Origin of the sequence: Bacillus sp. FSL P2-0099 (assembly GCF_038007445.1) — a bacterium.
GTDB classification, from domain to species: domain Bacteria; phylum Bacillota; class Bacilli; order Bacillales; family Bacillaceae_G; genus Bacillus_A; species Bacillus_A mycoides.
The window spans coordinates 743,080-765,721 of sequence record NZ_JBBOXE010000001.1 but is presented as its reverse complement, the minus strand read 5'-3'; the positions used below and the strand labels follow the sequence as shown (position 1 = coordinate 765,721).

At 40.6% G+C, this 22,642-nt stretch carries 19 protein-coding genes, 20 tRNA genes, 3 rRNA genes and 4 riboswitches; of the genes, 2 read left to right on the top strand and 40 right to left on the bottom strand.

Annotation, left to right across the window (positions count from 1 at the left end; translation table 11 throughout):
- Positions 1-9: 9 nt before the first annotated feature.
- From kdpA to tenA, 15 genes are all read right to left on the bottom strand, one after another.
- Positions 10-1,677 carry a potassium-transporting ATPase subunit KdpA gene (gene kdpA / locus MKY90_RS03895; protein WP_341090408.1) on the bottom strand — a complete coding sequence of 556 codons (1,668 nt, stop codon included), beginning with the start codon at positions 1,675-1,677 and terminating at the stop codon, positions 10-12.
- 19 nt (positions 1,678-1,696) lie between these two features.
- Complete coding sequence (gene kdpF / locus MKY90_RS03890) at positions 1,697-1,777, bottom strand: K(+)-transporting ATPase subunit F (RefSeq protein WP_000972378.1); 81 nt, start codon at positions 1,775-1,777, stop codon at positions 1,697-1,699.
- Positions 1,774-1,878, bottom strand: coding sequence for a SipW-dependent-type signal peptide-containing protein (locus MKY90_RS03885; RefSeq protein WP_000887888.1), 105 nt, complete (start codon positions 1,876-1,878; stop codon positions 1,774-1,776). The genes kdpF and MKY90_RS03885 overlap by 4 nt, the downstream gene beginning before the upstream one ends.
- A 94-nt stretch (positions 1,879-1,972) precedes the next feature.
- Positions 1,973-2,118, bottom strand: a riboswitch (cyclic di-AMP (ydaO/yuaA leader).
- A 262-nt stretch (positions 2,119-2,380) separates the two neighbouring features.
- On the bottom strand, positions 2,381-2,611 hold the full coding sequence (locus MKY90_RS03880; protein WP_016101779.1) for a hypothetical protein: 231 nt from the start codon (positions 2,609-2,611) through the stop codon (positions 2,381-2,383).
- A 16-nt stretch (positions 2,612-2,627) separates the two neighbouring features.
- A complete protein-coding gene (locus tag MKY90_RS03875; protein ID WP_002010661.1) occupies positions 2,628-3,014 on the bottom strand; it encodes a hypothetical protein in 387 nt (128 codons plus the stop codon).
- Positions 3,015-3,107: 93 nt separating this feature from the next.
- A riboswitch (cyclic di-AMP (ydaO/yuaA leader) is annotated at positions 3,108-3,255 on the bottom strand.
- A gap of 85 nt (positions 3,256-3,340) precedes the next feature.
- Entirely contained in the window at positions 3,341-4,153 is an 813-nt protein-coding gene (gene thiD, locus MKY90_RS03870; RefSeq protein WP_341090405.1) for a bifunctional hydroxymethylpyrimidine kinase/phosphomethylpyrimidine kinase, read from the bottom strand.
- A 15-nt stretch (positions 4,154-4,168) separates the two neighbouring features.
- Complete coding sequence (locus MKY90_RS03865) at positions 4,169-5,188, bottom strand: thiazole biosynthesis adenylyltransferase ThiF (RefSeq protein ID WP_002140432.1); 1,020 nt, start codon at positions 5,186-5,188, stop codon at positions 4,169-4,171.
- On the bottom strand, positions 5,181-5,951 hold the full coding sequence (gene thiG / locus MKY90_RS03860; RefSeq protein ID WP_002186754.1) for a thiazole synthase: 771 nt from the start codon (positions 5,949-5,951) through the stop codon (positions 5,181-5,183). Before thiG ends, MKY90_RS03865 begins: the two co-directional genes overlap by 8 nt.
- A gap of 2 nt (positions 5,952-5,953) precedes the next feature.
- Positions 5,954-6,157 (bottom strand): sulfur carrier protein ThiS, encoded by a 204-nt coding sequence (thiS, locus tag MKY90_RS03855; RefSeq protein WP_002010653.1) that lies wholly within the window; start codon positions 6,155-6,157, stop codon positions 5,954-5,956.
- 15 nt (positions 6,158-6,172) lie between these two features.
- Positions 6,173-7,282, bottom strand: coding sequence for a glycine oxidase ThiO (thiO, locus tag MKY90_RS03850; protein WP_098167917.1), 1,110 nt, complete (start codon positions 7,280-7,282; stop codon positions 6,173-6,175).
- Positions 7,275-7,895, bottom strand: coding sequence for a thiazole tautomerase TenI (gene tenI, locus MKY90_RS03845; RefSeq protein WP_098167918.1), 621 nt, complete (start codon positions 7,893-7,895; stop codon positions 7,275-7,277). The genes thiO and tenI overlap by 8 nt, the downstream gene beginning before the upstream one ends.
- A 10-nt stretch (positions 7,896-7,905) precedes the next feature.
- Positions 7,906-8,907 carry an ABC transporter substrate-binding protein gene (locus MKY90_RS03840; protein ID WP_002140427.1) on the bottom strand — a complete coding sequence of 334 codons (1,002 nt, stop codon included), beginning with the start codon at positions 8,905-8,907 and terminating at the stop codon, positions 7,906-7,908.
- Positions 8,904-9,656, bottom strand: coding sequence for an ABC transporter permease (locus MKY90_RS03835; RefSeq protein WP_002010646.1), 753 nt, complete (start codon positions 9,654-9,656; stop codon positions 8,904-8,906). Before MKY90_RS03835 ends, MKY90_RS03840 begins: the two co-directional genes overlap by 4 nt.
- Positions 9,656-10,405, bottom strand: coding sequence for an ABC transporter ATP-binding protein (locus MKY90_RS03830; protein ID WP_002125326.1), 750 nt, complete (start codon positions 10,403-10,405; stop codon positions 9,656-9,658). The genes MKY90_RS03835 and MKY90_RS03830 overlap by 1 nt, the downstream gene beginning before the upstream one ends.
- Positions 10,374-11,069 carry a thiaminase II gene (gene tenA, locus MKY90_RS03825; RefSeq protein WP_063218550.1) on the bottom strand — a complete coding sequence of 232 codons (696 nt, stop codon included), beginning with the start codon at positions 11,067-11,069 and terminating at the stop codon, positions 10,374-10,376. The genes MKY90_RS03830 and tenA overlap by 32 nt, the downstream gene beginning before the upstream one ends.
- 91 nt (positions 11,070-11,160) lie before the next feature.
- Positions 11,161-11,264: riboswitch (TPP riboswitch) on the bottom strand.
- Positions 11,265-11,324: 60 nt separating this feature from the next.
- Positions 11,325-11,437: riboswitch (TPP riboswitch) on the bottom strand.
- A 259-nt stretch (positions 11,438-11,696) separates the two neighbouring features.
- Between tenA and MKY90_RS03820 the strand changes: the two genes are divergently transcribed.
- A complete protein-coding gene (locus tag MKY90_RS03820; protein ID WP_341090395.1) occupies positions 11,697-12,863 on the top strand; it encodes an SH3 domain-containing protein in 1,167 nt (388 codons plus the stop codon).
- 5 nt (positions 12,864-12,868) lie between these two features.
- Positions 12,869-13,201: a hypothetical protein gene (locus tag MKY90_RS03815; protein ID WP_002010638.1), complete on the top strand. Its 333-nt coding sequence runs from the start codon at positions 12,869-12,871 to the stop codon at positions 13,199-13,201.
- A 241-nt stretch (positions 13,202-13,442) separates the two neighbouring features.
- Here MKY90_RS03815 and MKY90_RS03810 read toward each other — a convergent pair whose 3' ends face one another.
- The 25 genes from MKY90_RS03810 to MKY90_RS03690 all read right to left on the bottom strand — a co-directional run bounded on the left by MKY90_RS03810 (position 13,443) and on the right by MKY90_RS03690 (position 22,239).
- Positions 13,443-14,594, bottom strand: a complete 1,152-nt coding sequence (locus MKY90_RS03810) for a DUF3965 domain-containing protein (protein WP_063218549.1) — start codon at positions 14,592-14,594, stop codon at positions 13,443-13,445.
- A gap of 423 nt (positions 14,595-15,017) precedes the next feature.
- Positions 15,018-15,437 carry a CBS domain-containing protein gene (locus MKY90_RS03805; protein ID WP_002010634.1) on the bottom strand — a complete coding sequence of 140 codons (420 nt, stop codon included), beginning with the start codon at positions 15,435-15,437 and terminating at the stop codon, positions 15,018-15,020.
- Positions 15,438-15,568: 131 nt separating this feature from the next.
- Positions 15,569-15,640 (bottom strand) — tRNA-Glu (locus MKY90_RS03800).
- A 1-nt stretch (position 15,641) separates the two neighbouring features.
- A tRNA-Asn gene (locus MKY90_RS03795) sits at positions 15,642-15,716 on the bottom strand.
- A 7-nt stretch (positions 15,717-15,723) separates the two neighbouring features.
- Positions 15,724-15,800, bottom strand: a tRNA-Ile gene (locus MKY90_RS03790).
- Positions 15,801-15,810: 10 nt separating this feature from the next.
- Positions 15,811-15,881, bottom strand: a tRNA-Trp gene (locus MKY90_RS03785).
- A gap of 3 nt (positions 15,882-15,884) precedes the next feature.
- Positions 15,885-15,960, bottom strand: a tRNA-Thr gene (locus MKY90_RS03780).
- A gap of 20 nt (positions 15,961-15,980) precedes the next feature.
- A tRNA-Phe gene (locus MKY90_RS03775) sits at positions 15,981-16,056 on the bottom strand.
- Between the two features lie 9 nt (positions 16,057-16,065).
- Positions 16,066-16,141: transfer RNA gene (locus tag MKY90_RS03770), tRNA-Asp, on the bottom strand.
- Positions 16,142-16,143: 2 nt separating this feature from the next.
- Positions 16,144-16,220, bottom strand: a tRNA-Met gene (locus MKY90_RS03765).
- A gap of 24 nt (positions 16,221-16,244) precedes the next feature.
- Positions 16,245-16,337 (bottom strand) — tRNA-Ser (locus tag MKY90_RS03760).
- A gap of 61 nt (positions 16,338-16,398) precedes the next feature.
- Positions 16,399-16,491 (bottom strand) — tRNA-Ser (locus MKY90_RS03755).
- An 18-nt stretch (positions 16,492-16,509) separates the two neighbouring features.
- Positions 16,510-16,582: transfer RNA gene (locus MKY90_RS03750), tRNA-Ala, on the bottom strand.
- 15 nt (positions 16,583-16,597) lie between these two features.
- Positions 16,598-16,671 (bottom strand) — tRNA-Pro (locus MKY90_RS03745).
- Positions 16,672-16,681: 10 nt separating this feature from the next.
- Positions 16,682-16,755, bottom strand: a tRNA-Arg gene (locus MKY90_RS03740).
- Between the two features lie 3 nt (positions 16,756-16,758).
- Positions 16,759-16,847: transfer RNA gene (locus MKY90_RS03735), tRNA-Leu, on the bottom strand.
- Between the two features lie 16 nt (positions 16,848-16,863).
- Positions 16,864-16,938 (bottom strand) — tRNA-Gly (locus MKY90_RS03730).
- Between the two features lie 29 nt (positions 16,939-16,967).
- A tRNA-Leu gene (locus MKY90_RS03725) sits at positions 16,968-17,048 on the bottom strand.
- A 16-nt stretch (positions 17,049-17,064) separates the two neighbouring features.
- A tRNA-Lys gene (locus tag MKY90_RS03720) sits at positions 17,065-17,140 on the bottom strand.
- Between the two features lie 4 nt (positions 17,141-17,144).
- Positions 17,145-17,219, bottom strand: a tRNA-Gln gene (locus MKY90_RS03715).
- A gap of 12 nt (positions 17,220-17,231) precedes the next feature.
- Positions 17,232-17,315, bottom strand: a tRNA-Tyr gene (locus MKY90_RS03710).
- 8 nt (positions 17,316-17,323) lie between these two features.
- A tRNA-Val gene (locus MKY90_RS03705) sits at positions 17,324-17,399 on the bottom strand.
- 5 nt (positions 17,400-17,404) lie between these two features.
- Positions 17,405-17,520 (bottom strand): 5S ribosomal RNA (gene rrf / locus MKY90_RS03700).
- A gap of 100 nt (positions 17,521-17,620) precedes the next feature.
- Positions 17,621-20,542, bottom strand: a 23S ribosomal RNA gene (locus MKY90_RS03695).
- 145 nt (positions 20,543-20,687) lie between these two features.
- Positions 20,688-22,239: ribosomal RNA gene (locus MKY90_RS03690) — 16S ribosomal RNA — on the bottom strand.
- Together the 16S, 23S and 5S rRNA genes with 20 tRNA genes alongside form the textbook arrangement of a ribosomal RNA operon.
- Positions 22,240-22,642: the final 403 nt, after the last annotated feature.

Here is a 22,642-nt window from a genome sequence, read left to right as displayed (position 1 = left end):
TACCCTCCATTACTTCAATGTAAGAAATTCTGCAATTGGGCCGAGTACTAACATCGGGAAAAATGTTAACGCACCAACAATTACAATCGTTCCAATAAAGATTCCTCCAAATAAACCATTATCCGTACGGAACGTTCCGACTGTTTCTGGTACTACCGTCTTCTCTTTCAATGAAGCTGCCACAGCTAGCATCGTAATTAAACTGAAATAACGTCCTAAAAACATAACTAAACCAGTCGTAATATTCCAAAACGGTGTATTATCTGCTAATCCTTCAAATCCAGATCCGTTATTCGCAGCTGACGATGTGTATTCATATACAACTTGCGTTAAACCGTGAAAACCGGAGTGAGAAATCGCATCCGTTCCTAAACTTGTTGAAAGAGCTAATGCTGAAAATCCTAAAATAAGTAATGGATGAAATAGAATCGTTACTGCAATTAATTTCATTTCCTTACCTTCAATCTTTTTACCTAAAAACTCTGGTGTCCTTCCGACCATTAATCCAGATATAAAGACTGCAATAATTGCATACATAATAATATTAATAAAGCCCGCTCCAACACCACCGTATACTGTATTCAACATCATATTTACGAGTGGTACTAATCCGCCAATTGGTGTTAACGTATCATGCATCGTATTAACGGCCCCTGTTTCAGCAGCTGTCGTTACTGTTGCGTATAGTGAAGAAAATACTGTTCCAAATCGCACTTCTTTTCCTTCTGTACTTCCTTGTACATGTTCGATACCCATTCCATTTAATGCCGGATTACCATTTAATTCAGATGTAGTAATCGTTATAAATCCGAGTAAAAACACCATAAATAGTGAAACGAAAAGGATACGTCCTTGTTTTTTATTTCCTACCATTCTTCCGTACGTAAATGGAAGTGCTGTTGGCAATAACATCATAAGCATCATTTGCAAAATATTACTCATTTGCCCTGGATTTTCAAAAGGATGTGTAGAGTTTGCCCCGAAAAATCCACCGCCGTTATTTCCAAGTTCCTTAATTGAAACGAATGATGCAACTGGACCACGTAAAATACTTTGCTTCGCACCATCAATTGTTTGTGCTGTAACCGCCCCATCTAACGTTTGTGGTACACCAAGTGCGACAAAGACTAACGCCGCAATAAATGCGATAGGAAGAAAAACTCTCGTTAACGCTCTCGTAAAATCAACGAAAAAGTTACCAAGTTCTTTTCCAGCGAGCCCTCTTATAAATGCCATAACGATGGCTAACGTCGTTGCTGGTGCCGCAAACATTAAAAATGTAATCCCGATTAATTGTGATAAATAAGATAAACCATTTTCACCGCTGTAATGTTGTAAGTTTGTATCAGCCATAAAACTAATCGCTGTATTAAAAGCGAGCGTAGGCTCCATCCCTTCAATATGCGCTGGATTTAATGGCAATACACCTTGTAATCTGAAAATCAAATATACGACGACAATCATAAATCCATTGAGTAGAACTAATGATAATGCATACTGTTTCCACGTTTGATTGTATCCTTTTACACCTGTAATTTTAAAAATAAGTTTCTCAAAAGGCCCGAATACTTTATCTAGCTTCTTGCTACCTTGAAAGGCTTTCTCTAAATAAATCCCCGTTGGCTTTGCTACTAAAATAAACAAGAGCATTGTAATAACGACTGCAACCCAAATCATAATGAATGATTCCCCCTAATTAAAACTTTTCTGGATTTAATAATGCGTATACTAAGTACACCGTAATCGCTGCAACAATAACCGATAAGGCAATCATCATGATTGCTTCCCTTCTTTCACAACTTTATCTGACCAACTTGCAAGACTTGCCATCGATGCGACTAACCCAACAAAAATACCGATCATTACAACATCTAACATAACTACCCCTCACTTTTGTTAATTTTTACCATCTAGTTATCAAAAAAAGAACACTAAGCTCTACTTAGTGTTCGAAACGAACAACACAAAGTAAACCTCCTCTCTAAACGCTTACGAGGTTAGCTGTCGGATTCGGGCCTAAAGAGTAGCCCTACTTTCAAAATTGAAAGATTCACCCCAAGTGACAATGCACAAAATTGGTTCCCCCGCTCCATTTCTGGAACTCAGCGATTTTAGGTTTTTTTTGGAAATTTTATGAATGATTTATGAGAGTAAATATACTCCTCTAAATTTAACTTGTAAAGGGGTAAATTACTGAAAATAAGAAAATATCCATCTATTTAAGCGTTTACATTAGTTGTTATTAATATTTTTTCATCTGTTTTCTCGTCTTTCCTTTCTTTTTCACAGAAATGATCTTTTAAATACGAAATAAAAAGAGCGAATTACATGAAGTGCATAGCTTGTTGCACTCAGCATTCGCTCTTTTTTCATTCAACCTTTATTCTCCACGCAAAAAAGCACGCAAATTTCTCCCTCGAATATAAACTTGTGATAATTCCGCATGTAACTGCTCATATTCGGTAATATCCGCCTCTAAATACAAAACATCTTTTGATGGTAATATAATATATGGACCTGGAAAAAGAGGATCGAGCACTACCAATTCGTGAACTCTCTCTACCGATATCGCCCAACGATTCGCTATATCTCCTAGTAACAACACTTTCATCTTCATTTCCCCCACCTTATTCAAAAAATAAAAAAGAAATATTATCACAGTTCGTAAACACTACAAATTTAGCTCCAATTGTTTCATAGAGCCTGGCCGGATAGCGTTTATTCTTTGTAACAACAGTAATAGGCGCTTGAAAAGAAAAACGAATGTGTTCTGTGAAGAAACTAACTATCGGAAGCTCATCCCCTAGTAAAATCACCTTCTTAATACGTGTGCAAATACTAGTAAAATCCTTCTCCTTATTACAGCTATAAGCTGATTCAAACCCATACTCTCTAACTTCAGCCGCTATCTCTTCATTGGCTGTAAAAATAATTAACTCATGCTGAAATGCTACTAGCTCTCTTAAACTCTTTACCTTGTTTTTTTCTCCAACACAAATAAGTGTTAGTTCCATGTACCTCATCCTCCTTAGCATAAAAGAACTCAAACATAGATTGATATTCTCCTATACTAATCAGACCGATGAAGTGATGTATCCATCATGGCACCGTCCTCTCTCAAGACGCTTACGAAGTTAGCTGTCGGATTCGGACTTTGAGAGTAGCCCTACTTTCAACATTGAAAGATTCACCCCTAGTGACGACGCACAAATTGGTTCCTCCGCTCCATACATTTGGACTCAGCGTATTACAAAAAATGTATTCTGGCTGATATATTACTCCTGTATTTGGAAAAAGTAAACACAAAAAAAGCCAGTTAACAAACTGGCTTCTCGTATCTTTATACATGCGTCTTATTCAATTTATATGCAAAATGATTCGTCGGCCCATGACCACTTCCAATATTCAATGGCTCTTCAATTGCTATACTAATAAATCGTTTTGCTTCTTGAACTGCCTCTTCCATCAAGTAGCCTTTCGCAAGTCCTGCTGTAACCGCTGAAGCAAATGTACACCCACTTCCGTGCGTTTGCTTCGAAGGAATTCGTTCACTTCTAAATTCAATAAACTGCTCACCATCAAAGAGTAAATCAATTACTTCATTACCTTGATATTCTGCATGTCCGCCCTTCATAAGCACATATTTAGCCCCTAATTCATGCAATACTTTTGCAGCTTCCTTACTATCTTCTACATTATGAATCTCCATTCCAGTTAACACTTCTGCTTCAGGAACATTCGGTGTGACAACAGTTGCTACTGGCAATAAATATTCTTTTAATGCTTGTACTGCTTCTTGTTGTAATAATGACGCACCACCTTTAGCAATCATAACAGGATCTAGCACAATATTATTCCAGCAAAATTTCTTAATATGCTCTGCCACAATTTGAATAATTTCACTACTAAATAACATTCCCAGTTTCACAGCATCTGGCGTTAAATCCGTGCCAATTGAATGCAGCTGTTCCGTAATTCCTTCTAAAGAAACAGGATACACCCCTTGAACGCCAAGCGTATTTTGAGCAGTAATTGCTGTAATAGCCGTCATTCCATATACACCAAGCTCTTGGAATGTTTTTAAATCCGCCTGAATCCCAGCGCCGCCTCCGCTATCAGACCCTGCAATCGTTAAAGCTTTATTCACTTTCATTCCACTCATCCTTTTCTACCCAAAATAGCGATGATAAATTGTTTTCGCTTCGCTTATATCTTTCGTTCCATGTACAAGGACACGGCCATCTTTAAAAGCAACTAATCTCTTTTCTTCAACCGAAAATGATAATAAATATGGATTTACATTTAAATCAGTCACACGATCATTCAACAATTTTTTATATTGTTCAAAATCCATTTCCTCTTTATAAGGTGGTCTAATTTGAACTGTATTTCTCCCGCATAACACTGCTGTTTTTGAAGTGTTTTCCTTATTTAAATATGGATATACTGCTTGTTCACCACACGATAGACAATTATGTTTACGAAGCTTTCGCACATTCATACATGAATATTCATTTTTCCATACATCAAATGATACAAGCCCATCTCGAAGCGAGTCATAATCTTCTACTAACAGTTTAAGTGTTTCCGTTACTTGATGAGAAACGACAAGAGATACAGCAGGTGATATAATACCCGCCGTATCACATGTCGCTCCGCCAAGTGGAATCGATTGTAATAAACAAGATAAACATGGCGTTTTTCCTGGAAGAATAGTATAAGAAAGACCGTAACTCCCTACACATGCCCCGTAAACCCATGGAATAGAATATTTTTGCGATATATCATTCACAATGAAACGTGTTTCGAAATTGTCAGTCGCATCGATGATTACATCAACATTTGTAACGAGTTCTTCTAACTCTTCAGCCGTTACATCCTGAACGAGAGCTTCTACTCTTACTTCACTATTAACCTCTTCTAGACGTTTTTTTGCCGCTACAGCCTTCGGAAGATTATTCTCTACATCACTCTCTGCATACAATTGTTGTCTTTGCAAATTACTCCAATCTACATAATCGCGGTCAACAATTGTTACCTTACCAACGCCTGCCCTTACAAACATCTCTGCATTTGCACTACCTAATGCACCTGCACCGATAATAAGTACATGCTTTTCTCCTAGCTTTTGTTGCCCTTCTTCCCCAATTGGAGAAAATAGTTCTTGGCGAGAATATCGATTATTCAACTACGCTCATTCCTTCTAAAGGACTACTTGCTGTCGCGCAGCGCTTACGTGCAATACGACCTGCTTCAAACCCTAATCGTCCTGCCTCAATACCTAATTTCATTGCGTATGCCATTTTAATAGGATCGTTCGCTCCAGATACTGCAGTATTTAATAACACACCATCCGCTCCTAATTCCATCGCAAATGCCGCATCAGCTGGGCTACCAATACCTGCGTCAACGATAACTGGTACTGTCGCTTGTTCAATAATAAAGCTTAAATTTAATGGATTTACAATACCAAGTCCTGATCCGATGGGTGATGCTCCTGGCATAATCGCATGCACGCCAAGTTCTTGTAGTTTGCGTGCTAATACAACATCATCAGATGTGTAAGGAAGAACGATAAATCCTTCTTCTAGTAACATTTCAGATGCCTTTAACGTTTCTACTGGATCAGGTAATAACGTTCTATCATCACCAATAACTTCTACTTTTATCATGTCACAAAGTCCAGAAGCTTTTGCTAATTTTGCAATACGAACAGCTTCTTCAGCATTTTTTGCTCCTGCTGTATTCGGTAATAACGTATATTTTTTTACATCAAGTTTCTCTAATAAATTAGGCTGCTTCGCATCGAATATATCCATACGACGTACTGCGAATGTTAAAATCTCAGCCTCAGAAACATCAATTGCCTTTTGCTGCACATCAAAATCAGGGAATTTCCCTGTTCCTAATAAAAGTCTAGAATGAAATGAAAATTGTCCAATGTTTAACATAATCAACCGCCTCCTACGAAAGTTACAATCTCAATTTGGTCCCCATCAAAAACAGATGTATCGTTATGATCATCTTTTTGTAAAATATCTTTATTACGTTCTACTACAACAATTCTGTTATCTAACTCTAAATGTGTAAGTAGCCCAGCTACTGTTTTTATACTCTCTGGTACTTCAATTTGGTTACCATTAATTTTTAAATTCAAACTTCCATCCCCTTTCTAAACCGTTTTAGAAAGCAATGAATCTAGCAAGTGATTCTCCTGCTTTCCTTCTATTAAATCAGCCATATACTGACCAGAAACAGGACTTAATAAAATGCCGTTTCGATAATGGCCCGTACAAGCATATAAACCTTTTATTTCTTCATGCTCTCCCATATAAGGAGCTTCATGATTAGACTGCGGTCTTAACCCAGCCCACGTACTTTCCCATTCTGCTTCTTTTAAAGCAGGCAATATTGTGTAGGCACGCTCTAATATGGAAGTAATACTTTCTGGTTGTACAGACTTATTAAATGTATGAGGCTTCATTGTTGCCCCAATTACGTAACGGCCACCACGTTTCGGCGTAATATAAAAACGTTCTTGGAAAATAGGAGCTTTCAAGAGCGGTTTCTTGCTTCTTACTGCAACAACCTCCCCCTTAACAGGATATGTACCCCAATCACTCTGAAAATAATGTAGCAATTTCGTACTCCATGATCCTCCGGCGATAACGACTTTTTCACATGTGATTACACCTTCGTTTGTCACAATTCCAGTCACTTTATTATTTTCAATACGAATATCAAACACTTCTGTTTGTTCATATATATCAGCTCCGGAAATTGCTGCAGAATGTGCGAATGCTTTCGTAAGCTCTGGTGCAATAACTTGACCATCTTTCGGATAATATACCGCCCCTATAATTGACTCGGAAAGAAACGGCTCTTTTTCCCGTAAATGGTCCCCCGTTAGAAATCGGGAATCTTCACCTGTTTTCTGCTGCCAATCCATAATATGAAGAATTCTTTTCTTCTCATCTTCATTTTGAGCGATGCGATAAATGCCCTTTTCTTCATACCCAATATCGATGCCTGTTTTTTCACGTAAAACTGCTGCAAGTTGTGGAAATATAGCACGGCTTTCTCTAGCAAGCTCAAACAACGGATCATATGCATCCCATTCTGCCTGAACACCGAGCAAACCAGCAGCTGCTTTCGAAGCTTCAGATGCGATTCTTTGCTTCTCTACAATCGCTACTTTATGCCCTCTTTCTGCTAGAAAGTGTGCAACTGAACTACCAATTACACCTCCGCCAATAATCGCTACATCATACTTCTTACACATGTTTTTCCGCCCACTTTCTTATTGATTCCTTATAAGATTTCGCCTTGCTATACGGATTACTACTGCTTATAATCCCGGACATAACAGCAATGCCACTTACACCATTTGCAAGAACATCACCTGTATTTTCATGGGTAATCCCACCAATTGCAGTTATTGGTATGGATAAACAACTTGCCATATGAGCAATTTCTTCTAATCCTCTCGCTGGCACACCTTTTTTACAATCTGTCGGAAATACATGACCATAAACGAGTGAATCTGCTCCATTTTTAAATGCTACTATCGCTTCATCTAGCGAATGTACTGAATAACCGACATGCAAATAAGAAAACTTTTCTTTTACTAACCTTACATCTGCGCTTCGATATCCTAGCTGAACACGCGGAATATTTAATAGAATAGCAATATCAATTCGATCATTTATCACTATCTTCGATGCTGGAAAGCCTTTCCCCAAAAGACTTTCCACACCTTCATACAATTCCTTCGTACTTTTCTCACGCTCACGAATATGCAAATAATCGATCTCACTCTCAATTTGCATCGCTACATTCACTAACTCTTCGAATGGCATATGGCCATTTGAGATTACATGGAGCTCATTTTTCATATTCATTCGCCTACTTTAAAATGTTTTCAAATAATTCATCGGCTGGAACGATTTCTTTCGTCATTCCTTTGTCTTTCAACCATTTGTTTTGTTTCTCCCATGACTCTTTTGAATCCGATAAGAATGGCTCATCTTTCGTTTCCATCTTCTCTAATAAAATTTTCATACTTTCTTTTTCAACTTCTGGTACAAGCGGGAAGTTTTCTTTTTCTTGATGATCTAATAAAATATTTAATGCTTCATCGGGTTTTTTCTTCATAAAGTCATACCCTTTTTGTGCCCCACGTAAAAAGGCTTGCAATGCTTCTTTATCTTTTTTCAACGTTTTATCACCCGTTACAAACACAAGCTCATGATAGTTCGGTACACCATAATCTGCTGGATTAAAGTATGCTGGTTCATGACCTTCATGACGCATAACAGGTACTTCATGGTTAATGTATGCCCCTGTTACCGCATCCACTTTTTTCGTAATTAATGCTGGTACTAAATCAAAGCCAACATCGACTACTTTCACTGTATCTGGATTACCACCAGCTTCTTTTACCATCGTTTTTAAATACATCTCACTTAAAGGTGTTCCAGAATATCCAACTGTTTTCCCCTCTAAATCTTTTGGCGATTGAATGCCTGCTGACTTCAGTGATACAACATGATTTAACGGTGAACGTACGACAGCTCCAATTGATTTCACTGGAATTTGTTCATTTGCTTTTGCCATGACAACATCTGGTTGATAATACAAACCAACTGTCACTTTCCCTGCTGCCGCTAGCGTTAATGGATCAGTCGGATTAGAAGGGAATTTAATATTCACCTTGACTCCTTCTTCTTTAAAGTATCCTTTTTCAATTGCCGTATAAATAAAGCTATGTACCGCATTCGGGTACCAATCAAGCATTACTGTTATTTCTTTTTCTGATTTATTCTTATCTGATGCCGAGTTACTCGAACATCCTGCAATCATTGCAACTAATAATGTAAACACAAAGATGCGTTTTAATAATTTCATGAATGTTTCCTCCAACTAATAAATTTCTTTTCTAATATCGAAACAAGTATGACGAAGAAAATAGCTAATAATGATAACAATACAATTGGTGCAAATACACCAGCTCCGTCTAACTGCGTCATCATTCTTTTACTGAAATATCCAAGCCCAGCTTGTGCACCGAGCCATTCACCAATCGCTGCCCCAATAACGCTAAGTGGTATCGCAATTTTTAACGCTGAAAAAAAATAAGGAAGAGCAGATGGCAACTTTAGCTTTAGAAAAATATCTTTTTTCGTTGCACCATATGTAACTAATAGCTCCTCCCATTCTTTTTTCGTACTGCGCAGTCCATCATACGTATTGACCGCAATTGGGAAAAACGTAATTAAAACGGTAACAACAACCTTACTCCAGATGGTATATCCAAACCATAAAACGAAGAGCGGCGCAAGCGCAGTAATCGGGATGGTTTGTGAAGCAACTAATAACGGATAAAATGCTCTTTCCATCCACGTACTCGCATTCATTAACATTGCTAGCCCTACGCCCAGTACGATAGAAATAACAACGCCTATTAAAACGACGTACAACGTTGCAGGTAAATGAACCGTAAATAATATATCTTTCAGCGCCCATATCTTCATTACAATTGCAGAAGGTGATGGCAAAATGTACATCTCATCTACAATTCTTGCTCCTACTTCCCACAGAGCAAGTAAAATTCCACTTAATATTAGGGCAGGTAATAACTCCTTCAAGCGATTCATCATACGAGTACCTGCCTTTGTAACATACTAAGGAGCTCTTCTTTAAGCGCTAACACTTCAGGCTTATATAAATCTTTTCTTGTTCGGTTACGATCAAGCGGCACAATTCGCTCAGTTAAAGTTGCTATCGGTTGATTTTCTACAACCAAAATTCGATTAGAAAGAAACAATGCTTCTTCAACATCATGAGTGATAAATAAAATTGTTTTTTCCCACTCTTTCCATTGTTCAAACAACCATTCTTGCAAAGATGCCTTCGTTAAAGCGTCCAATGCGCTAAACGGTTCATCTAACAATAATATCTCCCCGCCTGTTAATAAAGTTCGGATAAAAGATACGCGTTGCCTCATACCACCAGATAAATCTTTCGGATATTTTTTCTCGTACCCTTGTAAACCAAATTTATGTAACAGTTCTTTCGCTTTTACTTGCGCTTCTTTCTTCTGCACACCTTGGCACTCTAGCGGCAGGGCAGCATTCTCAATAATCGTCCTCCACGGCAAGAGCATATCTTTTTGGGGCATATACCCTACAGGATGACTCTTTGTTTTTGTCAGCTCTATCTGTCCAGTACTTGCCTCTTCTAAGCCTGTAATAAGGCGAAATAAAGTACTTTTCCCGCATCCACTCGGCCCGATAATACTTACAAACTCTTTATCTTGTATAGAAGCATTTAATTCATTGATGATTGGTTTCTCATCATAATGAAAGGAAACATTATGAAACTGTAGTATGTTCTTGCTCCTCAAAACCCCACATCTCCTTACGATAAGCCATATCCCAGAATAAATATTCAAATCGGCTGGAATATAAGAAAATCTCCTCTAATCGGTCTAGCTCTTCCTCTGACTTTCCAACTGCCATTTCATTTAATAAATCTATTAACCAAATACAAAGGTTACCGTATTCTTCAGAACTATATCCTTGAATCCACTCTCCAAAGAACTCATGATCTCTTGCTCCAGGAATATCATTTAAACGCTTTCCGATCTCCCAATAGCTCCACATACATGGAAGTAAAGCTGATATTAATTCTGCAAGTGTGCCATTTTGAGATACAGACATCATGTAATTTGTATAGGCTAAATTTTTAGCAGATGGTTTCGCAGATTCCATCTCTTGTGCAGAAATGCCAAGTCTTTTTGCATACTGTCTATGAATCGTCATTTCACCATTTAAAATCCCATCAATTTGCTCTGCAAATTTTGCCATAACTTGTGGATTCGTTGCCTTTACAACCCCAATTGCATATAGCTTTGCATAATCTAACAAATATAAATAATCTTGAATAATATAGTACTGGAATTTGTCTTTTTCCAACGTACCATCCCCCATACCTACTACAAACGGATGATTATGACTTTTCTCCCAAACAGGCTGCACCGTATCAAATAATCTTTCACAAAATTTCATTAATAATTCCCCTTCCTATATATATCTATTTATCTCAATAAAAAAACCACTTCTGTATATAAGAAGTGGTTACAGCAAATAAAATTATAATTTATTCGTTGTTCCACTTCCCTTCGCTAGTATTATCTAGATCAGGTGTTGTAAGGGTTAAGGATTATTCCTCTCTCAGCACGAAAAGCACCCCTAGTGGTGTTAATATGAAATTTTCAAATAAAAAAGCCCCGTTTCTATACGCAAAGAAACGGGGACTCATTGTTAATGTCCGAATTGCTTCCCTACGCTAGCATAATCTAGATCAGGTAATAAAAAGGATCAAAGGCTTACGGCCCTACTCTCAGCTGGCAACACCAGCCCTCCTAGCAAACTATAAAATTATCACTGTCAGTATAACACCGCCATAAGACATCATCAACTGTTTTAATTTTCTTAATTGAGAATTAATTATTAACATGTTAAACAAATATAAATGAGACCTCACAAATGATATATACAATATTTATATACGAATCTCTCTTCTGACATTATTTTTATTGATTTCATATTACATTTATGTGAATACGACCAATATATTATATCTTTATACTATAATAAAATTACAACTATACAACTAGAGGAGGTCTTTATTACATGAATATGAAAGCTACAGCTTTAACAGCAACTACTATCGCAATTGCTTCTTTACTTCCTTCTATGGGAGAATCCGATATACAAACAGCGGCTGCTAAGCAACCATCTACAGTAAAAACTGGATATGTAAAAATTGACAACGTTGCACTACATCAAAATAGCCATACAGACAGTGCAATAATTGATACCATTCGATTTAATAGCCCGGTTACTATTCTTGAAACAGTTCAAGATTGGTATAAAGTATCTGTTAACAACAAAACAGGCTATATGAAAAAAGATGCAATTCTATTCAAAAAAAATGTTCAACCAAAGTCTCAATATATCGTAAATGCAAACGCATTAAACGTTCGTTCTGAACCTAATACAGAGTCTTCTATTCTAGATATATTACCAAATGGTCAATTCATTACCATTCAAGGTGAACAAGGAGATTGGTACAAAATATTACATAACGGTCAAATTGGTTACGTACAAAAAACATTTGTATCTAATGGATCCACACCTCTAGTAAAAGGTGTAACAGTACAAGGTTCTCCTTCTTATACTGTTGCAACACCAAAATTAAATGTACGTAGCAATGCTAGCACAAGTGGTACTCTACTTGGCTCATTACAAAATGGTACACAAGTACAAGTAGTAGAAACGGTAGGTACTTGGTATAAAATTCGTTTTGGCACAGGATACGGATATGTAGCAAAACACTATGTAGTGCAAAATCAAAATCAAAATCAAGCACAAGCTAAAACAGCTCAACCTGCATCAATTCCAGCAGTTTTCAAATTCCCTACTCAAGGGAAAATCAGCTCCACTTTTGATATGCGCTGGGAGCAAATGCATTATGGTATAGATATAGCAGCACAAGGAAATGTCTCTATTCAAGCTGCTGCTGCAGGTAAGGTTGTGAAATCTTATTATTCGGCTAGCTACGGCAATGTCGTGTTCATCGCCCATCAAATAAATGGGAAATTATATACAACAGTTTATGCTCATATGAAGGATCGCACTGTACAAGCTGGTGATCAAGTACAAACTGGACAATTAGTAGGTCATATGGGAAACACAGGTCATTCATACGGGCAACATCTCCATTTTGAATTACATAATGGGGAATGGAATTTTGAAAAAACAAATGCAGTAAACCCACTGCCATATTTAGTTAGGTAAATTATATGCCACGCAATATACCTCTCTTTATTGAATACCTGGCCTTTTTAGGTTTAATCTGTTGTTTAATCATTTATAATACGAACACTGTATTTTTATCTATTATTATTGCTTTTGTTGCTTTAGAAATCATTATGGAAGCATTACAAATGCGGCTAAAACAAAAAATTGCCCATATTTATAATGTAATTTTTCTTTTAAGTGCTCTTATAACAAATATAATTAGTAATGGTTTTTATTTATCTACCGTACTTCCTGTATTCTTTATAGGTGTTTTATTATTCATAGCTAGATACGTTCATGTTCCTAATAACCAAAAACATGAACAAGAAGCTTAGAAAGAGGAGACACTGTGTACCAATCTTTCAAAGATAATCCAATGAAATATATATTGAATTTATATGAAAAAATGAATACTTTTTTTGGTATACAAGGAAGTTATACTGCACAATTTCTCCTTTATGGAATGTTATTTCTTATCTTAGTTACTTTCTCCTTGCTTTACTAACAAAAAAAGGATCTCACATAAACTTGAGATCCTTTTTAATTTATATTAATTTTTAATATGTAAAATATGGTTTATCCACAAGCATATTTTTCATAAATGAAACTAAGATTATATTTTTTCTCTAAGCTCATTCTTTGTTCATCGTCGCACCAATAGAAAAGAATATCATGAATCGTTGCATAACGCTTATTTTTAAGAAATAGTTTAAAGAATGATGGTAAACAATCATGTAATTGTATAAATATATAATTGCGTAGTATTTCTTCTTTGTATTCAATTCCCTTACAAATATAAAGTAATTCTTCACAATAATATGCATGCTGTGGAACTTGGATCATTTCGAAAAATGGTACATATGATAGTAGCTTTCCAATAAAATGACCATACCGATCCATTACCCCTATCGTCATATGCTCCATCATTTCTTTCATCACATATAAATAATCATCTACATGAGTTGTCTTTAAAGGGTCTAATCGATCGGAAATTTGTGAAAGTACAGCTCTTTGACAAGCTAAAACTGCTTGACTAGGTCCATAATATGATAGGAAGTCTGTACACTTACGATACTTTCGTAATAAGTCATGTGTATATAAATCATACACAAAAGTATTACAATACATTGCCAGACTCATCATATCACTATTTAATTTCTCTTTTGACAGTGTTTTCGCTCGCTTACACATATAAAAGAATGTAAATTCCAATACTTCTTTATGAGATAATAGATGTTTGCAATCTGTTATACATTTCTCACTAAATTTAACTCGATCCCAAATTTCTACATCCTCAGCTGTTAATTCACCAATACGATATTTAATAATTAAATAGTTTAAAGCAACTGCTTTCGTCAAAAGATCCCATGTTTCATACTCCAATGAAGTTCGGACAAATTCATCTAGCCCTTGGGTTATCATAAAAGCATTTGCCTCTTCATACCAACCAATCTCTTGACATAAACGAAGAATACGTACTAGAGTTGGAATTTCATCTTTATGAAACTGCGGTAAATTCTTTACTTTATTCATGCCATATACGATAAATGCCGCTAAATTTTCTTCTTTATAAAATTCTTTTTCTTTCCATACTAATATAGTTCGCTCTTTCCTTTCACCTTTTGGATGACAAGGTACAAGCAAAGAAAATAACTCAGCGAAATTATTTGGTTCTATATATGTATCTGTAACCAAATTCCAATTTGGATCGCCCTGTACAGCCCTCATATAATTCCCCTTCCTTTTTTATCCCGCTATTTGCGGGCAGTAAGACTCCCACCTCAAAATTCTGCGAATGCGAGGAAGTTAGGTGGGAGATAAAACTGCCCATAAAAGCCCGATTGGTTCAACTAATAATTATTGGGGGATGGACACCCCCCAATAATTAAAGTTTCACTTTATCTACGTAGGAAATATTAATTCATTATTACATCATTAACAACAAATATTGTTATATTCAAAATCTATAATAACACTTATATCTCTCAGTATATCATTTTTTCTCTTATTAAAAATTAGGAATGACAAATTTAAAAAAACTGTCAAAAATATTGACTCTATACTTATTATATAATGTCTCAGATACATCACGCTAACATATTAGTTTAATCCGTATATACTAGAATAATGTATCTGATCTTTATACATAATTTATTCCATATGCTCTGAGATTTCACTTAAAGCAAACCCTGCTTGATCATCTGCTGATTTTCTTATAGCTAAATCACCTAGTGCTAGCATCCCAACAAGTTGACCGCTCTCAACAACCGGTAACCGTCTAATTTGATATTGTGCCATTAATTCTGTAGCTTTTTCAATAGAATCGTCTGGAGAAACTGAAACAATGTTTGTTGTCATTACATTTGTAATTTGATTAGATCCAGGATGTTTTTCAGCAATCCCACGAACAACTAAGTCTCGATCAGTAACAAGCCCAACAACTTGTTTATTTTCAATAACAGGAATCAATCCAACCGATTCTTCCTTCATTTTTACAGCTGCCTCATATACATTGTCTAATGGTGTACAATGTACGATATGAGTACTCATAAGTTCTCTAACTTGCGTCATTTTTCATCTCCTCCTTTTAATACATACCATAGCTTTTCCTAAATCCCTTTATTTATTTCAGGAAAATAAGGTGATAAAAAGAGGCTTATACATAATAAAAAAGAGTCAGCAATATGCTGACTCTTTTTTTATGACCCGTACGGGATTCGAACCCGTGTTACCGCCGTGAAAGGGCGGTGTCTTAACCACTTGACCAACGGGCCATGGCTCCGCAGGTAGGACTCGAACCTACGACCGATCGGTTAACAGCCGATAGCTCTACCACTGAGCTACTGCGGAATATATATGGTGGGCCTAAATGGACTCGAACCATCGACCTCACGCTTATCAGGCGTGCGCTCTAACCAGCTGAGCTATAGGCCCATATACTTTACAGGGGCAGTAGGAATTGAACCCACACTGGAGGTTTTGGAGACCTCAGTTCTACCTTTAAACTATGCCCCTAAATGGTGCCGGCTAGAGGACTTGAACCCCCAACCTACTGATTACAAGTCAGTTGCTCTACCAATTGAGCTAAGCCGGCATAAAAAAAAAACAAAAAAATGGTGGCTCGGGACGGAATCGAACCGCCGACACGAGGATTTTCAGTCCTCTGCTCTACCGACTGAGCTACCGAGCCAACATAAAATGGCGGTCCCGACCGGGGTCGAACCGGCGATCTCCTGCGTGACAGGCAGGCATGTTAACCACTACACCACGGGACCATTGGTTGCGGGGACAGGATTTGAACCTGCGACCTTCGGATTATGAGCCCGACGAGCTACCGTACTGCTCCACCCCGCGACGATATTATGTTTTAAAAATAAATGGAGGAGGTAGAGGGATTCGAACCCCCGCGCGACTCTCGCCGCCTGTCGGTTTTCAAGACCGATCCCTTCAGCCGAACTTGGGTATACCTCCATGAAGGAAAAATTAATATCTTATTCATTTTTATATGTAACTAAACCACTTTTTAAAAAAATGGAGGAGGTAGAGGGATTCGAACCCCCGCGCGACTCTCGCCGCCTGTCGGTTTTCAAGACCGATCCCTTCAGCCGAACTTGGGTATACCTCCGACATATAAAAAATAAAGTGGAGCCTAGCGGGATCGAACCGCTGACCTCCTGCGTGCAAGGCAGGCGCTCTCCCAGCTGAGCTAAGGCCCCATGTTTTTGGGAAAATCGGGAAGACAGGATTTGAACCTGCGACCCCCTGGTCCCAAACCAGGTGCTCTACCAAGCTGAGCCACTTCCCGTTAATAAAAGCGCGCCCGAGAGGAGTCGAACCCCTAACCTCTTGATCCGTAGTCAAACGCTCTATCCAATTGAGCTACGGGCGCATATGGTGCCGAGGGCGGGGGTCGAACCCGCACGGTGGTCACCCACCGCAGGATTTTAAGTCCTGTGCGTCTGCCTGTTCCGCCACCCCGGCATGTCATACTGAAAATTGGAGCGGAAGACGGGATTCGAACCCGCGACCCCAACCTTGGCAAGGTTGTATTCTACCACTGAACTACTTCCGCAAGACATGTTTGAGTTATTTTATTAAAAGTGCGGGTGAAGGGAGTCGAACCCCCACGCCAAAGGCGCTAGATCCTAAGTCTAGTGCGTCTGCCAATTCCGCCACACCCGCATATTTTTTAAGAAAATGGTGAGCCATGAAGGATTCGAACCTTCGACCCTCTGATTAAAAGTCAGATGCTCTACCAACTGAGCTAATGGCTCTTAATGGCTGGGCTAGCTGGATTCGAACCAGCGCATGACGGAGTCAAAGTCCGTTGCCTTACCGCTTGGCTATAGCCCAATAATTAAGAAATGGTGGAGGGGGGCAGATTCGAACTGCCGAACCCGAAGGAGCGGATTTACAGTCCGCCGCGTTTAGCCACTTCGCTACCCCTCCGACATATATGGTGGAGGATGACGGGATCGAACCGCCGACCCCCTGCTTGTAAGGCAGGTGCTCTCCCAGCTGAGCTAATCCTCCATTTTGCCTGGCAACGTCCTACTCTCGCAGGGACAAGGTCCCAACTACCATCGGCGCTAGAGAGCTTAACTTCCGTGTTCGGTATGGGAACGGGTGTGACCTCTCTGCCATCATTACCAGACTATATTTGATTGAGACAAACATTATTATACTTGATTCACTTAGAAAGTCAATAAGTTTTTTATATTCTCTCAAAACTAGATAACATTGCTTCATATTATATGGTTAAGTCCTCGATCTATTAGTATTCGTCAGCTCCACATGTCACCACGCTTCCACCTCGAACCTATCAACCTGATCATCTTTCAGGGATCTTACTAGCTTACGCTATGGGAAATCTCATCTTGAGGGGGGCTTCATGCTTAGATGCTTTCAGCACTTATCCCTTCCGCACATAGCTACCCAGCTATGCCCTTGGCAGAACAACTGGTACACCAGCGGTGCGTCCATCCCGGTCCTCTCGTACTAAGGACAGCTCCTCTCAAATTTCCTGCGCCCACGACGGATAGGGACCGAACTGTCTCACGACGTTCTGAACCCAGCTCGCGTACCGCTTTAATGGGCGAACAGCCCAACCCTTGGGACCGACTACAGCCCCAGGATGCGATGAGCCGACATCGAGGTGCCAAACCTCCCCGTCGATGTGGACTCTTGGGGGAGATAAGCCTGTTATCCCCGGGGTAGCTTTTATCCGTTGAGCGATGGCCCTTCCATGCGGAACCACCGGATCACTAAGCCCGACTTTCGTCCCTGCTCGACTTGTAGGTCTCGCAGTCAAGCTCCCTTATGCCTTTGCACTCTACGAATGATTTCCAACCATTCTGAGGGAACCTTTGGGCGCCTCCGTTACACTTTAGGAGGCGACCGCCCCAGTCAAACTGCCCACCTGACACTGTCTCCCGGGTCGATAAGACCCGTAGGTTAGAATTTCAATACAGTCAGGGCGGTATCCCACCAGCGCCTCCACCGAAGCTAGCGCTCCGGTTTCAATGGCTCCCGCCTATCCTGTACAAACTGTACCAAAATTCAATATCAGGCTACAGTAAAGCTCCACGGGGTCTTTCCGTCCTGTCGCGGGTAACCTGCATCTTCACAGGTACTATAATTTCACCGAGTCTCTGGTTGAGACAGTGCCCAAATCGTTACACCTTTCGTGCGGGTCGGAACTTACCCGACAAGGAATTTCGCTACCTTAGGACCGTTATAGTTACGGCCGCCGTTTACTGGGGCTTCAGTTCAGAGCTTCGCTTACGCTAACCCCTCTCCTTAACCTTCCAGCACCGGGCAGGTGTCAGCCCCTATACTTCGCCTTACGGCTTCGCAGAGACCTGTGTTTTTGCTAAACAGTCGCTTGGGCCTATTCACTGCGGCTTTCCGTTAAGAAAGCACCCCTTCTCCCGAAGTTACGGGGTCATTTTGCCGAGTTCCTTAACCAGAGTTCTCTCGCACACCTTAGGATTCTCTCCTCGCCTACCTGTGTCGGTTTGCGGTACAGGCACCTTTTATCTCGCTAGAAGCTTTTCTTGGCAGCGGGGAATCAAAGACTTCGCTCCATAAGGAGCTTCCCCATCACAGCTCAGCCTTCACGATAAGCGGATTTGCCTACTTATCAGCCTAACTGCTTGGACGTGCACAACCAATCGCACGCTTCTTCTATCCTTCTGCGTCCCTCCATTGCTCAAACGATAAAGAGGTGGTACAGGAATATCAACCTGTTGTCCATCGCCTACGCCTGTCGGCCTCGGCTTAGGTCCTGACTAACCCTGAGCGGACGAGCCTTCCTCAGGAAACCTTAGGCATTCGGTGGACGGGATTCTCACCCGTCTTTCGCTACTCATACCGGCATTCTCACTTCTAAGCGCTCCACCAGTCCTTCCGGTCTGACTTCACTGCACTTAGAACGCTCCCCTACCACTGATACCATTGGTATCAATTCGCAGCTTCGGTGGTGTATTTAGCCCCGGTACATTTTCGGCGCAGAGTCACTCGACTAGTGAGCTATTACGCACTCTTTAAATGGTGGCTGCTTCTGAGCCAACATCCTAGTTGTCTAAGCAACTCCACATCCTTTTCCACTTAATACACACTTTGGGACCTTAGCTGGCGATCTGGGCTGTTTCCCTCTTGACTACGGATCTTATCACTCGCAGTCTGACTCCTAAGGATAAGTCATTGGCATTCGGAGTTTGACTGAATTCGGTAATCCGATGAGGACCCCTAGTTCAATCAGTGCTCTACCTCCAAGACTCTTACACTTAAGGCTAGCCCTAAAGCTATTTCGGGGAGAACCAGCTATCTCCAGGTTCGATTGGAATTTCTCCGCTACCCACACCTCATCCCCGCACTTTTCAACGTGCGTGGGTTCGGGCCTCCATTCAGTGTTACCTGAACTTCACCCTGGACATGGGTAGATCACCTGGTTTCGGGTCTACGACCACGTACTAAACGCCCTATTCAGACTCGCTTTCGCTGCGGCTCCGCCTCTTCAGCTTAACCTCGCACGGGATCGTAACTCGCCGGTTCATTCTACAAAAGGCACGCCATCACCCATTAACGGGCTCTGACTATTTGTAGGCACACGGTTTCAGGATCTCTTTCACTCCCCTTCCGGGGTGCTTTTCACCTTTCCCTCACGGTACTGGTTCACTATCGATCACTAGGGAGTATTTAGCCTTGGGAGATGGTCCTCCCAGATTCCGACGGAATTTCACGTGTTCCGCCGTACTCAGGATACATTCAAGAGAGAACGAAGTTTCGACTACGGGGTTATTACCCTCTGTGACGGACCTTTCCAGGTCGCTTCGTCTACCTCGTTCCTTTGTAACTCCGTATAGAATGTCCTACAACCCCAAGAGGCAAGCCTCTTGGTTTGGGCTAGATTCCGTTTCGCTCGCCGCTACTCAGGAAATCGCATTTGCTTTCTCTTCCTCCAGGTACTTAGATGTTTCAGTTCCCTGGGTCTGTCTTCCATACCCTATGTATTCAGGTAAGGATACCATACCATTACGTATAGTGGGTTTCCCCATTCGGAAATCTTCGGATCAAAGCTTACTTACAGCTCCCCGAAGCATATCGGCGTTAGTCCCGTCCTTCATCGACTCCTAGTGTCAAGGCATCCACCGTGCGCCCTTTCTAACTTAACCAAACTAAAATTAAAAAATATGAGCTACACTGTTATCTAGTTTTCAAAGAACATACATTTAAACTTGAGAGATAGTTCTCTCAAAACTGAACGAAACAAAACAAGTCAACGTTTATTGATGAACTGCGTTCATCAATTCTCCATAGAAAGGAGGTGATCCAGCCGCACCTTCCGATACGGCTACCTTGTTACGACTTCACCCCAATCATCTGTCCCACCTTAGGCGGCTGGCTCCATAAAGGTTACCCCACCGACTTCGGGTGTTACAAACTCTCGTGGTGTGACGGGCGGTGTGTACAAGGCCCGGGAACGTATTCACCGCGGCATGCTGATCCGCGATTACTAGCGATTCCAGCTTCATGTAGGCGAGTTGCAGCCTACAATCCGAACTGAGAACGGTTTTATGAGATTAGCTCCACCTCGCGGTCTTGCAGCTCTTTGTACCGTCCATTGTAGCACGTGTGTAGCCCAGGTCATAAGGGGCATGATGATTTGACGTCATCCCCACCTTCCTCCGGTTTGTCACCGGCAGTCACCTTAGAGTGCCCAACTTAATGATGGCAACTAAGATCAAGGGTTGCGCTCGTTGCGGGACTTAACCCAACATCTCACGACACGAGCTGACGACAACCATGCACCACCTGTCACTCTGCTCCCGAAGGAGAAGCTCTATCTCTAGAGTTTTCAGAGGATGTCAAGACCTGGTAAGGTTCTTCGCGTTGCTTCGAATTAAACCACATGCTCCACCGCTTGTGCGGGCCCCCGTCAATTCCTTTGAGTTTCAGCCTTGCGGCCGTACTCCCCAGGCGGAGTGCTTAATGCGTTAACTTCAGCACTAAAGGGCGGAAACCCTCTAACACTTAGCACTCATCGTTTACGGCGTGGACTACCAGGGTATCTAATCCTGTTTGCTCCCCACGCTTTCGCGCCTCAGTGTCAGTTACAGACCAGAAAGTCGCCTTCGCCACTGGTGTTCCTCCATATCTCTACGCATTTCACCGCTACACATGGAATTCCACTTTCCTCTTCTGCACTCAAGTCTCCCAGTTTCCAATGACCCTCCACGGTTGAGCCGTGGGCTTTCACATCAGACTTAAGAAACCACCTGCGCGCGCTTTACGCCCAATAATTCCGGATAACGCTTGCCACCTACGTATTACCGCGGCTGCTGGCACGTAGTTAGCCGTGGCTTTCTGGTTAGGTACCGTCAAGGTGCCAGCTTATTCAACTAGCACTTGTTCTTCCCTAACAACAGAGTTTTACGACCCGAAAGCCTTCATCACTCACGCGGCGTTGCTCCGTCAGACTTTCGTCCATTGCGGAAGATTCCCTACTGCTGCCTCCCGTAGGAGTCTGGGCCGTGTCTCAGTCCCAGTGTGGCCGATCACCCTCTCAGGTCGGCTACGCATCGTCGCCTTGGTGAGCCGTTACCTCACCAACTAGCTAATGCGACGCGGGTCCATCCATAAGTGACAGCCGAAGCCGCCTTTCAATTTCGAACTATGCAGTTCAAAATATTATCCGGTATTAGCCCCGGTTTCCCGGAGTTATCCCAGTCTTATGGGTAGGTTACCCACGTGTTACTCACCCGTCCGCCGCTAACTTCATAAGAGCAAGCTCTTAATCCATTCGCTCGACTTGCATGTATTAGGCACGCCGCCAGCGTTCATCCTGAGCCAGGATCAAACTCTCCAATAAAGTTAGTTTGTCTAGCATCTAAAAATAAAAATTGACGTTCACGTTGTTTGTTTCGTTCAGTTTTCAAAGAACTTGTCTGCCGCTTCAAAAGCGACTTCATCATATTAACATCTTCATTTTTCGATGTCAACTATGTTTTGAATTTCTTTTTTGTCGTTTTCTGCGTTTCCGCATCAGCGACGTTTATTAATATACCATCATGGTTTTTAAATAACAAGTATTTTTTATAAAAAAATACAAAAAGTTATCTATCCTACTTTCTTCTATAGAAAGAACCCTTATCCTTTCTACTAAAAACATTCATTTTGATTGTATACAAGTTACTATACACTATCATCAACCAGGCAGTATTTCACAATAACTTCCTAACCTTTAGTCTTCTTCTTTTTTAATTTTATAATTA